We start from the raw sequence: 13,604 nt of genomic DNA on the forward strand, positions 1-13,604 counted from the left end.
GATGGCCGCAGCCGGACCGATGGCCAAGGCGCCTCGAGAGGTGGCCGGCGCATGAAAGGGTTTCCTTCGCCGGTCGATCTACTGAACGCGATCGCCAGGATCGGTGCACCTCACCCCCGACGTGCTATCCGCTACGGGCTCCGCCCTCGCCATGTCCTTGATATCTATCCGGCAGCCACGGACGGTCCGTCGCCAGTCATCGTCTTTTTTTACGGAGGCGGTTGGGAGGAAGGCGAGCGTGGCGACTATTTTTTCGTCGGTTCGGCGTTGGCGGCGCGAGGCTTTACGGCCGTCATTCCCGATTACCGGGTTTTCCCGGAAGTTCGCTTTCCTGCGTTTATCGAAGACGTGGCCGAGGCATTGCGATGGACCGTGGATCACATTGCGGAATTCGGCGGCGATCCTCGCCGCGTCATCGTCATGGGTCATTCCGCCGGCGCCCATATCGCAGCGATGCTGGCGTTCGACCGGAAATGGCTTGCGCGGGTCAATCTGGATGCCAGCCGTGATCTCAACGCCATGATCGGCCTCGCAGGACCTTACGACTTCCTGCCGCTTCACAGCCAGACTCTGAAGGAAATATTCGGGCCGGAGAAATATCTCGCCGCCACGCAACCGATCAACTTCGTCGGGCTGGATGCGCCACCGTCGTTCCTGGCAACCGGAAGGAATGACCGGAGTGTCGATCCCGGCAATACGTCTCGGCTCGCCGAACGCATAAGATTGCTTGGTGGTGATGCCGAAACCAAGCTTTACGACCATGTCAACCACCGAACGCTGATCGGCGCATTCGCGCGTCCTTTGCGGTTCCTGGCGCCGGTTCTCGACGATGTCGTCGGTTTTGCCTTGAAACACAGCCGTCCCGGTGCGCTTTCGGATTGGACGGCGGCGCGGGGCAGGACGGCATGACGGCCGCGACCGCCATTGTCGCACTCGCGGTTTGCCTATCGGCAACAATGGCGGGGGCATGGCTCGTGGCGCTTCGCACCGGCCGGTGCGGCTGGATCGATGCGATCTGGTCGTTCGCAACCGGCGTGTTCGGTGCGGCGGTGGCCCTTGTCCCGTTCGCTGACGCCGAAATGACATTCCGCCAGGTGCTCGTAGCGCTGCTGGCGCTTTTCTGGTCGCTGCGTCTTGGTATCCACATCGCGACGCGCACCGCTCGCGGCGGCGATGACCCTCGCTACGGCCAATTGCGTGAAGAGTGGGGGGACGCCTTCAACACCCGCCTCTTCTGGTTTCTGCAGATCCAGGCACTGGCCGCGCTGGTACTGGCGCTTTCGATCATGCTCGCCGCGCACAACCCGACGCCCGGGCTCAGGACGCTGGACTGGCTCGGCGTCGCCATCCTGATCGTGGCGGTGATTGGAGAAACGATCGCCGACCGTCAGCTTGCCGCCTTTCGCGCAAACCCTGCAAACAGGGACAAGGTTTGCGACGCGGGCCTGTGGGGGATGTCGCGCCATCCGAACTATTTTTTCGAGTGGCTAGGCTGGCTCGCCTACGCAATTGTCGCGGTCGACCTCACAGGCGCCTATCCGCAGGGCTGGCTCGCCTTCGCCGGGCCGTTGCTGATGTACTGGCTTCTTGTCCACGCCTCCGGAATTCCGCCGCTGGAAGCACACATGCTGCGCTCCCGCGGCAAGGCCTTCTGGGAATACCAGGACCGCGTCAACGCTTTCTGGCCCGGCCGACAACACGCTATCGGCGAAGCCGGCAACAATGGGAGCATCCGATGAGCTTGATTTCCTCGGTGATCCGCGCCGCCGAACGCACGCCGCTCCCCGACCCGTTGGCGCGCGCGGGCATCGCGTTCCTGGTCGGGCGCACGAGACGGAAGCTGGCCGCCGCCTCCAGCCGGGAGGAAGAAGAGTTCGCGCGGGCAATGACGGAACACCCGATAGCCGAACATGCCGACGCCGCCAACGAGCAGCATTATGAACTGCCTCCCGAGTTCTTCGCTCTCACGCTTGGGCCGCGCCGCAAATATTCCTGCTGTCTTTATCCCACGGGCCAGGAAACGCTGGCCGATGCCGAGCGTCTGGCGCTTGAGGAAACGGCCGCGCACGCCGATCTCGCCGATGGACAATCGATCCTCGAACTTGGTTGCGGCTGGGGGTCGCTGACACTGTTCATGGCCGAGCGCTTTCCTTGTTCGACCGTCACAGCTGTCTCGAATTCCGCGCCGCAGCGGCGCTATATCGAGGCGCAGGCAGCCGAGCGCGGCCTCGCCAATGTCCGTGTCATTACCGCGGATATGAACGCCTTCATGGCCGACGGGACGTACGACAGGATCGTCTCGGTCGAGATGTTCGAGCATATGTCGAACTGGAAAGAGCTCCTCGGTCGCATCAGGACGTGGTTGGAACCCGAGAAGGGGCGGCTGTTTATTCACGTATTCAGCCACAAGAACAGCCCCTACCGTTTCGACCACAAGAACGACGCGGACTGGATCGCCCAGCATTTTTTCACCGGCGGCGTCATGCCGAGCCACGGCCTGATCCGGCATTTTCCGAACTGCTTCGCGGTTGAACGGGATTGGCGCTGGAGCGGACTTCACTATCAGAAGACGGCGGTGGACTGGCTCGCGCGCTACGATGAAAACCGCGAGCGGATCGATAGCATCCTGGGTGAGGTCTACGGCGCCGACGCCGCGCTCTGGCGGCAACGCTGGCGTCTGTTCTATCTGGCGACGGCGGGGCTATTCGGGCATGCCGGCGGCAAGGAATGGGGCGTAAGCCATTATCTGCTGCGCCCGGCATAGTGCGCGGGATGGCTTTCATCTTTGTTCGCAAAGTCTGGGAACGAGTTGCGGCCTATGCCGCCCATGACGATCCCACGGTCGCGTCCTGCAACCTGATTGCCCTGGTCGTTGCGTCCAACCAGCCTTTTTATCCGTTGTATGTCTATTGGACGGTCAGCGGCCACGTCTCGCCGGTCTTTTTCACGTTCCTGTCGACGCCGTTTTTTCTGGCCGTGCCGGCAGTGGCCAGACGATGGCCTGTAGCGGGTCGCGCGCTTCTTCCGATCGTTGGCATAGCCAACACGGTTCTCAGCGCGAAAGCGTTCGGCCAAGCGTCAGGGGTCGAGATTTTCCTCATTCCGTGCGCGCTGATCGCGGCGACGTTCTTCAAGACCTCGGAGAGGGTTGTCGCCTTTATCCTGATCGGTGTGGCCCTGCTTGTTTATCTGGGGCTGGACGGGGCGTATGGCACGCCTTTCCACCTCTATACACCAGCCGAATACCAGGCGTTTTTCCGGTTGAACGCTATGAGCGCCGGCACGCTCACAATCTTCGTGGGGCTGATCGCATCCGGGCTGCTGAGCCGCCCTAATGGGCGGCGGTAAAAGCGCGGGCGATCAGGAAGCCGGCGGTCGCCGCAACCGCGGTCAGGAACGTTCCCCAGAAAAGATCGGCGACTGTCACCATAATCGGCCAATTTTTCAGCGTCGCCTGATTGGTTAGGTCATAGGTCGCATAGGCGAAAAGCCCGAGGAACGCCCCGTACGAAGTGGCCGTCGTCCATCTGTCGCTGGCTAAGGCGGGCGCGATAGCGAAAACGACGATGCCGGCGATGTAGATGAGATAGAAGAGCGCCGCCGGCGCGAGCCTGAAGCTTTCGACCAGCATCTCGCCCATCAAAGGCCGATACAGCCGTTGCGCCGCAACGGTCAGCCAGACCGCGTCGATGGCGAGAAACACCAGACCTGTCGCGATGTAAGCGATACCGTAGGTTCTCAAGAAGCGTTCCTTCCACCGCTGGAGACAAACGTACTTACGCGCTCGCATGGTGTTCGGATCACTGAAGCCGACGTTCCAAATGCGCGTCCTGCGCGGATTGCTCGGCGTCAGGCATGTGATCCGGAAGGGAAAGTCCTTCGTAGAAACGTATGAAGCCCCTTCGGAGATCGAACCATGATGATGAGGCGCATTGCAGCACTTTGCTACATCTCGCTCGCAGGCTGCTCTGCTCTGGCCGCGCAGGAGCGTAGTCCGGACGGCGTTTGGCTCCGTGACGATGGCAATGCGCGCGTCAGGATCGCCCCGTGCGGCTCAAAACTCTGCGCCACCAATTTGTGGATTAAGGACACGAGCAAGGGCGAGGAAGTCGGAGACCGCCTCGTCATGTCGCTTGACCGCAAGTCCGACTCCGAACTGACTGGAACGGCCTACGACCCTAAACGGCAGAAAACCTATCGCATAACCGTGATTGTGAACAGCACCAGTCTTACCACGCGCGGCTGCATTCTGGGCGGCCTGCTCTGCCGGGGTGTCAACTGGACTCCTGCGAAGGGTGGATGAATATCTTCGGATGCATTGTCGGTACGTCGCCCGATGGAGCAACGGGGCGGGCAAAATCGGGGCATACGATCGCTCTGATTGAATACGTTGGGGGTGGCGACGAGAGAACGCTGCATTGCGGCGCAAGTGCTTGCCGACGGGCAAGGTCGGACTTCGCCATGCGCTACGCCTCGGTCTTCGCCGGAAGCCACTAAGATGATGCCGCCAGACATCACCAAACTGATCGTCCGCACCTCGATGAAGGACAGGACCTGCCACGTCATTGCCGCCGACGCGACTGCTTCGGCCGTCAAGAAAATGGTCAAGGACGACAGGGGCGCTCACAAGGTCAAGACGGTCGACGGCTGCATGCTGACGCTTCGCGACAAGAATGGCCACGTGACCGTGACCGACGAGAACGGCGACACGGCCCATGTCACCATCGCCGACGTCAAGCAGTCGAATGGCGTGATCCACGTCATCGACAAGGTTCTGCTGCCAAAGTCGTAAACTGTTGCCCGGCCGGCTGCACCTCAAGCCGGCCCGGCCAACTCGTGCTGGCGATGAACCATTGTGGATGGTTTTCAAGCATATCGGGTCGCCCTTGTGGGCTTTACAGTTTTTACGCTCTGCTGGCGGGTGTGTCGTGCAATCGAGCGACTACGCCCCGATTGGCAGCGACATACGCGGAACGTGCCTCGCTCCCATTGCGCCGCCGGCAGCCCGTTGTTCGAAGCGCCGGCCGAATTGCTGACTGACACCCTGCTGGAGGCGCAGCCGTTCGCCGGGCGCACCTATATGACGGACAGGCGGATAACCGAAATCCCGGTTATCCGCGATCGAAGGGAAAGGGCGGCTTTCCAAAATCGCGATGTCCGCGTGGATGCCATTCGACGATGTTGCAAGGCACTTGCGGGCCATGCGATGAACGGCTCCGTTATGGTACTCTGTCGTTCGCGACGACCCCACCTTCGCCTTCAAGACGGGCGATCTGACGAGCTTCGGCTGCGGTAAACTTCAGTCTTACACCGATGCCGCCTCCGTTCTCGCCGATGAACACTGCCCCGAAGTCCTCGAGCGTAGACCTGAGCGTCTCGATGATCCTGTCGTCAGGCTTGCTGATCTGGCGCTCGAAGTCATGGATGACCTTTTCGTCGACTCCTGACCTGAGGCTTAGCTTGCCACGCGTGATTTCAACCAAAGCTCTTGCCGCACGACATTGCGAAGCCGAAATCATTGCGTTCTCCGGATTGAAATAGCCCCATTGTGTCCGTCGACCGCACGGGGCCGTTCGGCCGTTGGAATGTACCCTTGGTACCTTACGTCATGCGTTCCGGATGTGCCAGCCGCGCCCCGCCCTTCGCTAAAAGCGCGTCACGGGCTGCGTGCGGCCGCGGCTCAACCGGGTGGCAGCGGCGATGCATATTCTACAGGAACGCTCTGACGAGGAGCGGAACGATCAGAGAGGTCGAGATCGCGGTCAGAGCCATAGCGATACCGGCGAAAAGCCCGGCGGTCTCATCGACGTCGAACGCCCGCGCCGTCCCGATGCCGTGAGAGGTAAGCCCGACTGCGAAGCCGCGAGCGGCATAGTCGTTGACGCGCATTGCATTCATGAACGGAGTGACGAGAAGAGCGCCTGCTATCCCGGTGAGAACGACCAGGACCGCCGTTAGCGACGGGTTTCCTCCCAACGACTCTGAAATGGCCATCGCAATGCCAGCAGTGGCCGACTTGGGCAAAAAGGCGATCAGTACATCGCGCGAAAGGCCGCCCCACATTCCAAGAAGCATGACCGAAACGGGTGCCGTGAGAGACCCAACGGCAAGGGCGGCCATCATCGGCATGAACATGCGCTTGACTTGTTTCCATTGGCGAAACAGAGGCACGGCAATCGCAACTGTGGCCGGCCCGAGAAGGAAATGTATATACTGAGCGCCTTCGAAGAATTTGTGGTACGGCTCGCCGGACAGTTGCAAGGCGGCGCCTAACAGAACAATGGAGATCAGCACCGGGTTCGCCAGCGGATGGCGGTTCAGATGCGTGGAAACAAAGACCGCAAAGATCCAGGCGAAGAGAGTGAGGGTCAGCCACAGCAACGGCGACGTGGACAGGTAGACCCATAGTTCCGCCGGATGTCGCATTCACTCAGCTCCTGCCCATCAGCCGCTTCACCGCAATGAACGTCCAGACGGTGGCGGCCAAGGTCAACAGGGCGGAGGCGACGAGGATCGCCAACAGGATGATTGCCTGGCTTTGTAGCTCGCTCCACAGCGCCACGATGCCGACGCCCGCGGGCACAAACAACAAACCGAGATTGCTCAGGAAGCCGTCGGCTGCGGTTTCTGCCTCGTTGAACAAGCCGATCCCTGCCACCTCACTCAGCTGCATTGCAATGAAAAGCAGAACCAGTCCCACAACGGGGCCCGGCAAGGGAATGCCGGAACTGAAAACGATGCTTTCTCCGACAAGCTGAAACAACAGAAGTAAGGCAATCCCCTTAATCATTGGCGATCCTTTGACGGGGCCGAGCTCGACAGCCAGCCTATGTCGAACCAGACAGAACGTCTATTTGACAAAATTCAGCATATTTCTGCTTCGGGCTCAGCGGCATCTACCGAAAACGAGAGAGCGGAGTTTCCTCGATCCGTCAATGCTGGCGCGCTTGGCTGCCTTCAAGCCTCGGCTGATTTGAAGTAGGCTAGTAGGAAGAAATCTAGCGCAGAAGAAGAGCAGATAAAATATTAGTCCTGGTTCTCTATGTAATAATATTTAGAAATAACATTTTTATGCATATTCGCCCATTGGTCGGTTATGAAAATATTTCACAAACTTGAAATCTCAAAATAAACATATATATGAAATGTATGCACATGGATACATACATCAAGATTTCGAGGCTTGCAGGGGAAGGGCGCGTGTCTTCCCGGAGCAGGTCTTTCACTCCTTGATTCCGCACGTAATCCTGCTCCGGGACATTCCCTAAATTGCGGTTCATTCCTGCGGCGCTGAGAGCGCTGCATCGATGGAGCGTGACATGAGAATATCCCGTTCACGGCATATCTGCCATTTCTGCAACCGCTCGCTGCCGAGAGCCGCCGCCAGATGTCCTTGGTGCATTGCCATGATGGTGGTGCCTTCAATGTTGACGGATCATCCGTCTCCGCGTCATTCCCCGATTGCCCGTTTGGCATCGAGGGATGCACAGCTATGAACATCCCGTTGAGCCGAATGCAGCGAGACGATGCCTTCGCCAACATCGTTTCAGTCCGGGATTTCAATGACCGAGGCAGTCGCGACCCGTATGCCGGTTTCGCATCCAGGGCGGGCACAGGCGACTTTCTCGACTTCGGCGCAGTTGACGATCCGAAAGCGTTCTCCGGACAGGGCTTCGGCGAGGCCACGCCTTATCGGACGAACATCGTCGCTTTCCTTGCTGAGCAAAATGTCGTGTTGGGCTTGCCGGCCAACGACAAGCGGTCGACGCTCGTCAGATTGGCTGCCCGGCTCGGCGACCAGGCTGGGTTGAGTCGCGGTGCCGTTCTTGCGGCAATGCTTCGCCGTGAGCGCCTCGGCTCGACCGCTATCGGACATGGCGTTGCGATTCCCCATGCGCGGCTTGAGGGAATTTCGCAGCCGCAGGCGGTGCTCGCGACTTTGCGGCGCCCGGTCTGGTTCGACGCGCCGGACGAACGGCCGGTGGACCTGCTGCTCGCCATTTTGTGGCCGAAGGTCGATAGCGCGGGCTTTCTGCGCGCCTTGGCCCACGTCAGCCGCCTTCTGAGGGACGAAGGACTCCGCGAGAGCCTCCGATTGACCAAAACGCCAGCGGAAGCTCTTGCCTGCATCGAAGTCTTTGAAGAAAAGATCGTCCATCCATCCGACGGCGATGATCCGACGTCGTCAGAACCTGCTTCTGACCTTAGAGCGTCGTGCCGGCTTGCGAGAGTGGGCACCGCGCCAAACGACCTTCGATCAAGAACTGGCCAACGGTAGATAGTGACCATGCACAATCTCCCGATCTCCGTTGCTCTGGTCATCTGCGTGGCGGCAGCTTTTCTAGCGGTCTCGGTTGCCGCTAATGAAGATCCAACTCGTTGGGGCGAAGAGACTGCGGGAAGGGTGACTTTCTTCTGAAACTCACAGTGATCGAAACCGGCGGAACCTTTCCGCCACCACCGGTGTTCGTCTGGTCTGGAGGAATCAACCATGCCCGACGACCCAAATTACGAGACAGGTGCCCGCGAGCCGGTGGAGAAGAAGCAGCCCGACGCGAACGAAGATGTTTCGCAGGGCACCGCTACCAACAAGTTGCCGCCGACGCCGTTCGGCAATTCTGAGCCCGTCGATGACGTGGACGAAAAGCCCCGGCATTCCGACGGTCAAAGTCTACCGTTTGAAGGATCGCCCAGCCCTTCTACCGAGCAGATAGCGGGGGCTGGCCCCGCAATCTCTGAACGTTCGAAGGATGCCCACGCTTCGGCGCCCAATAGGCAACCGGGTGCCTATGTCGAGGATGACCCGCTGCCGAACCTTCCTGACGGCGGGGCGAGCGCCGCCGAAGGCAAGCCCCGATAGCAAGGTGAGGAACTAGCAAAGTGAAAGCATCCATTCGCGGCTCTATTATGCTGCCAGTCATCAAGCGTGCCGAGCCTCCACTCCCGGAATGGAAACTGCACGCTATCGAGATTGGCCATGCGGAGGCTCGACGTGCAGCGGCGAGTTCGAGGGCGAAAAAACCTTCTGTTCAGAAATCGGTTGCTCTTTCGCGCCCGGCCATTGCGTTCAGTTCCTTGGTCAGTTCAGTGCTAGGGTTGGCGTTGACCTAGGATATGCAGGAGCGGGGCGAATAGTGCCCTCAGTCTGCTGCAACCAATGCCTTCGACGCGCGTTCTTACCGAGGAAACCAGGAATGTGTTTGCGGCCTATGCTCGCCGACGAGAAATTCTCGTGGAGGATACGCTGCCGTACATCAAGCGCCAGATCCGTAGCAGCAGGGGAGCGTGAATTGCCGCCTCACGTCCCAAACAGCGAACAGGCCGGCTAGGTCGGGATTTCCCTGCAGCAGCCCGGCGGTCGCGGCCTTGGCCTGCGTCACATCGGCGAACTTGCCGCGCACCAGTGACAAATCCGGCCGATGGGTGGCCATCCACTTGCGGAAAGCGATCTCGCGGTCGTGCGTGGCAAAGAAATCCACCCCATAGGCAAGAACGCCAACCGTGCCACCTTGGGCAACGTGCCCCGCCAGCAGTTCCGCCCCAATCTGCCCGAGGCCGAAATTGTCGGTGGAAATAACGCTGACATAGTCCTTGCCCGGCAGCATGCCGGTCGGTGCGTTGTCGAGCAGCAGAAGCTTCTTCCCCGCCGCCGCTATCGCGCGATGGGCATCGGCCGCCCTGGCGCTACCGATGGGGCCGTTCAATTCGGCGATCTGCCTGTCGACGTCGAAGGCGCAATCGATGACCTCGACCACCGCCGCGCCATAGCGGCCGAGCGGGGGGCGGAGCCGCCCGCAGGATTGTATCGCGGTTACTAGGCTCAGGACTCATTGCTCATAGCCAGAAGATTACGGTTGCAGCCAGAGAGATGGCGGAGAAGAAGGCCATTGGACACCTGTCGTAGCGTGTAGCGACACGCCGCCAGTCTTTGAGACGCCCGAACATGACCTCGATCCGGTTGCGTCGTTTGTAGCGCCGCTTGTCGTATTTGATGGTCTTATTCCGGGATTTCCTGCCCGGAATGCAGGGAGTGATGCCCTTCGCCTGTAAAGCGTCACGAAACCAGTCGGCATCATACCGGTCGGCCAGCAGCCATTTGGCCTTGGGAAGCTCGTCAAGCAAGGCGACAGCGCCGGTGTAATCGCTGACCTGACCTGCTGTTATGAAGAAGCTGATCGGGCGACCATTCGCATCCGTTACGGCATGAAGCTTGGTGTTCATGCCGCCTTTCGTGCGTCCAATCAGGCGGCCAGCGCCCCCTTTTTTACCCGCAGGCTGGAAGCCGTGCGGTGGGCCTTGAGATAGGTCGCGTCGATCATGATCGTCTTGCGCTCCGGAGCCTCAGGCACAGCCAGGCCTTCCATCATCTGGATAAAGATACCTTTGTCGCCCCAGCGCTTCCAACGATTATAAAGCGTCTTTGCAGGGCCGTATTCCTTCGGCGCATCGCACCACCTGAGCCCATTGCGGTTGACGAAGATGATGCCACTCAGAACGCGCCGATCATCAACGCGCTGGCGGCCATGGCTCTTGGGAAAATAGGGCTGGAGACGAGCCATTTGCTCGTCCGTCAGCCAAAACAAATTACTCATCAGTCAGGCTCCTGCACACCAGCCTGAATCATAGCCAGCACTTCAAATCAATGGGTCCTGAGCCTAGGTCGGCCCGACCATCTTCGGCAACGTCACTTCCAACATGACGCGAGGTGTTCGGTCCTGTGTTGGTGGTCATTCCATAGACTATGCCAGGTGGACCCAGATCGATGACAGGATCAGGCCAAGTTCGACTAGGGTGGAAACGAGCAAACGACCCGACGACGCGAAACTCTCGAAGCGCTGGTGCGGGGTTGGTCGAGGGAGGTAGCGTTTTGCCCGGCTCGACCTTAAAAAAGAAAAGATCCTTGAGCATACTGAGCCGTCCATCGGCTTGAACGGACACTACAGACGCCGTCCAGCGGCATAGAGAGCAAAGTGACCATTGAACTGCGCCATCTTCGGGTCTTCGTCGCGGTCGCAAAAGAGGGCAATTTTCGGCGTGCAGCTGAGCGACTGAACATTGCGCAACCGGCGCTCAGCCGAACAATCCGCGACCTGGAACAACTGCTCGGCGTTCAGCTTTTCGAGCGCACGACCCGTTCCGTGGTCCTAACCGCAGCCGGGCAGGTATTCCTTCCCGAGGTGAATGATCTTCTTGAGCATCTCGCCGCTGCCATTCGCGTCACCCGCCGGGTTGAAGAGGGCGATCTCGGCTCCCTCACCGTTGGCTTCAATGACTTTGCCATAAATGACTCACTGCCGAAGATCATCCGCGACTTTCGCTCGCTTAATCCAGGAATTGAGATCGAACTTCGATCTATGAGTTCACCGGACATGGCCGACGCCCTGCGCAAGCGGCGCTTAGACATCGGCTTCCTTTCCGGCGAGCATCTCGTCGCGGGTTTGGAATATGAAGTGCTGCGCCGTGAGAGGCTGATCTGCCTTTTGCCGAGGGGGCATGCGCTCGCCGATGCCGCGGCCATCGATCTTACCGCCCTGGCCGAAGAACCGTTTGTGCTGGGAGCGACCGGCTCTTGGGACACATTCATCGATGTGGTCGACGCTTTCTGCATGTCTGCGGGCTTTCGCCCGCGCGTGGTGCAGGAAGCAGCCCATTCTGACGGTATCGTCAATCTCGTAGCCGCTGGTATGGGGATATCAGTTTATGTGGACGCGGCCTGGCTTAAGATCCGACAGGACATCGTCCTTCGGCGTTTTCACCAGCATCCTCCGCCGTTCGCGACCGTGGCTGCATGGCATCCAGACCTCAAATCCAAAGCGCTTCAGAAATTTGTCGCTCTCGCTCGAAAGACCTTGCTCGCAAACGAGCGAAACCCGGACGTATTCAGCTATTGATGCCGCAAGCGCATCAATAATGGGGAAATCAGTATTAGAAATTGCCTCATCGAACCAATAGCGTCGACCCAACGGAGACACCGTAAAGACCTCGGGATGAAATGGGAGATTTCGATGATACTGGCACGTACCATCACAGCGTCAGCCAGCGCCTTTGCCCTTGGGCTCGGCCTGGCAATGGGCCTCGCCCACGCAGGAAATACAAACACCTTCCGCATGATGTCCGGCGAGCCGCGCTTTATGGACCCCAACCTGGCGACGGACTACTCCATTTACGTCAATGCCCAGCTCTTCGAGCCATTGGCACGCATAGACGAGAAGGGCAATCTGGTACTTCGCCAAGCAAAGAGCATCGACTTGGCGCCCGATGGCAGAACATGGACCATCACACTCGACCCCGCCTACAAATGGTCGAATGGCGACCCGGTCACGGCCCAAGATTGGGTTTACTCCTGGAAGCGCATTCTCGATCCTAGGCTAGCCAGCGAAGTCGCCCCCTTTTTGAGCGACGTCGAAAATGCCGAAGCTTACAACAAAGGTAAGATCACGGATCCAGACGCTGTCGGCATCAAGGCGACTGGCGAATTTACATTTCAAGTCAAGACATCGGTTGTGGCTCCCTATTTTCGTGCCAAGCTTGCCTTGCCGTACCTGACCCCGGTCCCGAAAGCTGTTGTGGAGAAGGCAGGCGATAAGTGGATCGCGCCAGAGAACATGCTGTCCAACGGCCCATATAAGCTGGCGAGCCGCATCAACGACCAGTCGATCACGATGGAGGCCAATCCATACTACGGTGGTCAGAAGCCGCAGATCGGGAAGATCGAGATAACGGTCGCTTCGGACGATCTGTGCACGGCACAATTGCGAGCTTTCGAAGCCAGCGAGATCGACTTTGCCTCCTGCGTTCCGCCCCAAGACATACCTCGGGTCAAGGCCGACGCAGAGCTTTCCTCGCAACTCGTGCCGTACGCCATTCCAGGCACCATCTGGGCACAGTACGACCTCACCCGTGCCCCTTGGAATGACAAAAGGGTTCGACAAGCGCTAAGTCTGGCCGTCGACCGCAAGGCGATTGTTGCTGCGGTGAGCGATGATACCGCCAATCCGACAGCCACAGTCCTGCCTGCGTCGATCGCGGGCAGTAACACTGCAGATGCGTTGAAGGGATCAGTAGACGATGCGAAGAAGCTGCTGGCCGAGGCCGGGTTCCCGGACGGCAAGGGCTTCCCTCAATTCACCATCACTGCTTCGGCCAATCGTGGCCAGCCGCTGATTGCCCAGCTCCTTCAGCAGATGTGGCAGGACAATCTCGGGGTAACAGCCACGATCAATGTCCTTGAGGAGAACGCATACCGCGCTTGGGTCAAATCGCGAAAAACCGAACCCTACGATGTCATGATTAATCAGTGGTATTCGGACTATTCCGACCCGGCGAATTGGTTCGGCGAGCTCTTCATCGGCGATTATCGCAACAACCATTTCACGACGCCCGAATTCGCCGACCTGGTTGCGAAGGGAAATGTAGAGACCGATCCAGCAAAGCGGATCGAGATCTTCAAGGCCGCCAACAAGATCCTGGAAGACGCGGCACCTATGATCCCCCTCTACAATCCGACTGACCTGTGGCTGATCAAGCCAAACGTCAAGAACCTTCAGCACGAGGGTGTTCTGGATTTATACCATATTGGTGAAGCCAATATCGAATAGAACCGT

15 protein-coding genes and 1 pseudogene are annotated in these 13,604 nt (G+C 59.2%); 10 read left to right on the forward strand and 6 right to left on the reverse strand.

The genetic code is table 11. From position 1 onward, the window contains the following. The first annotated feature begins 51 nt into the window (after positions 1-51). Genes QFZ88_RS28680 through QFZ88_RS28695 form a run of 4 tightly spaced genes read left to right on the forward strand, consistent with a single transcriptional unit; the run spans position 52 to position 3,348 of the window. Positions 52-909: an alpha/beta hydrolase gene (locus QFZ88_RS28680; RefSeq protein WP_065996662.1), complete on the forward strand. Its 858-nt coding sequence runs from the start codon at positions 52-54 to the stop codon at positions 907-909. Further along, positions 906-1,739 (forward strand): DUF1295 domain-containing protein, encoded by an 834-nt coding sequence (locus tag QFZ88_RS28685; RefSeq protein WP_065996709.1) that lies wholly within the window; start codon positions 906-908, stop codon positions 1,737-1,739. Before QFZ88_RS28680 ends, QFZ88_RS28685 begins: the two co-directional genes overlap by 4 nt. Continuing rightward, entirely contained in the window at positions 1,736-2,764 is a 1,029-nt protein-coding gene (locus QFZ88_RS28690) for an SAM-dependent methyltransferase (protein WP_065996663.1), read from the forward strand. The genes QFZ88_RS28685 and QFZ88_RS28690 overlap by 4 nt, the downstream gene beginning before the upstream one ends. A gap of 8 nt (positions 2,765-2,772) precedes the next feature. Then, a complete protein-coding gene (locus tag QFZ88_RS28695; RefSeq protein WP_065996664.1) occupies positions 2,773-3,348 on the forward strand; it encodes a hypothetical protein in 576 nt (191 codons plus the stop codon). Here QFZ88_RS28695 and QFZ88_RS28700 read toward each other — a convergent pair. Continuing rightward, positions 3,332-3,742 carry a DUF2177 family protein gene (locus QFZ88_RS28700; protein WP_065996665.1) on the reverse strand — a complete coding sequence of 137 codons (411 nt, stop codon included), beginning with the start codon at positions 3,740-3,742 and terminating at the stop codon, positions 3,332-3,334. The genes QFZ88_RS28695 and QFZ88_RS28700 overlap by 17 nt on opposite strands. Before the next feature lie 174 nt (positions 3,743-3,916). On the opposite strand from QFZ88_RS28700, the gene QFZ88_RS28705 reads away from it, so the two are divergent. Together QFZ88_RS28705 and QFZ88_RS28710 are read left to right on the forward strand one after the other, a co-directional pair. After that, positions 3,917-4,303, forward strand: coding sequence for a DUF2147 domain-containing protein (locus QFZ88_RS28705; protein ID WP_065996666.1), 387 nt, complete (start codon positions 3,917-3,919; stop codon positions 4,301-4,303). Positions 4,304-4,552: 249 nt separating this feature from the next. Then, a pseudogene (locus tag QFZ88_RS28710) lies at positions 4,553-4,792 on the forward strand (fasciclin domain-containing protein); the annotation flags it as partial. 427 nt (positions 4,793-5,219) lie between these two features. Here QFZ88_RS28710 and QFZ88_RS28715 read toward each other — a convergent pair. The 3 genes from QFZ88_RS28715 to QFZ88_RS28725 form a co-directional block, all read right to left on the reverse strand. Next, a complete protein-coding gene (locus tag QFZ88_RS28715; RefSeq protein WP_065996668.1) occupies positions 5,220-5,519 on the reverse strand; it encodes a hypothetical protein in 300 nt (99 codons plus the stop codon). A 190-nt stretch (positions 5,520-5,709) separates the two neighbouring features. Then, positions 5,710-6,426, reverse strand: coding sequence for an LrgB family protein (locus QFZ88_RS28720; protein ID WP_065996669.1), 717 nt, complete (start codon positions 6,424-6,426; stop codon positions 5,710-5,712). A gap of 4 nt (positions 6,427-6,430) precedes the next feature. Then, positions 6,431-6,790, reverse strand: a complete 360-nt coding sequence (locus QFZ88_RS28725; RefSeq protein ID WP_065996670.1) for a CidA/LrgA family protein — start codon at positions 6,788-6,790, stop codon at positions 6,431-6,433. A gap of 702 nt (positions 6,791-7,492) precedes the next feature. On the opposite strand from QFZ88_RS28725, the gene QFZ88_RS28730 reads away from it, so the two are divergent. After that, a complete protein-coding gene (locus tag QFZ88_RS28730) occupies positions 7,493-8,278 on the forward strand; it encodes a PTS sugar transporter subunit IIA (protein WP_179654410.1) in 786 nt (261 codons plus the stop codon). A gap of 213 nt (positions 8,279-8,491) precedes the next feature. Further along, the gene (locus QFZ88_RS28735) at positions 8,492-8,860 is read left to right on the forward strand and encodes a hypothetical protein (RefSeq protein WP_065996672.1); all 369 of its coding nucleotides are present in this window, start codon (positions 8,492-8,494) and stop codon (positions 8,858-8,860) included. 394 nt (positions 8,861-9,254) lie between these two features. Here QFZ88_RS28735 and QFZ88_RS28740 read toward each other — a convergent pair whose 3' ends face one another. Next, on the reverse strand, positions 9,255-9,755 hold the full coding sequence (locus QFZ88_RS28740) for a substrate-binding domain-containing protein (RefSeq protein ID WP_065996673.1): 501 nt from the start codon (positions 9,753-9,755) through the stop codon (positions 9,255-9,257). A 79-nt stretch (positions 9,756-9,834) separates the two neighbouring features. Continuing rightward, positions 9,835-10,592 (reverse strand): IS5 family transposase gene (locus tag QFZ88_RS28745; RefSeq protein WP_139116415.1). Its coding sequence is split into 2 segments (ribosomal slippage): positions 9,835-10,268 and positions 10,268-10,592, totalling 759 coding nucleotides; the frame shifts between segments, so codons are not numbered across the junction. A 378-nt stretch (positions 10,593-10,970) separates the two neighbouring features. Here QFZ88_RS28745 and QFZ88_RS28750 point away from each other — a divergent pair. Next, entirely contained in the window at positions 10,971-11,891 is a 921-nt protein-coding gene (locus QFZ88_RS28750; RefSeq protein WP_083237606.1) for a LysR family transcriptional regulator, read from the forward strand. A 114-nt stretch (positions 11,892-12,005) separates the two neighbouring features. Continuing rightward, a complete protein-coding gene (locus tag QFZ88_RS28755) occupies positions 12,006-13,598 on the forward strand; it encodes a peptide ABC transporter substrate-binding protein (RefSeq protein WP_245317378.1) in 1,593 nt (530 codons plus the stop codon). Positions 13,599-13,604 lie beyond the last annotated feature (6 nt).

It is taken from the genome of Mesorhizobium sp. YL-MeA3-2017, assembly GCF_030814575.1.
Taxonomy (GTDB): Bacteria; Pseudomonadota; Alphaproteobacteria; order Rhizobiales; family Rhizobiaceae; genus Mesorhizobium; species Mesorhizobium terrae.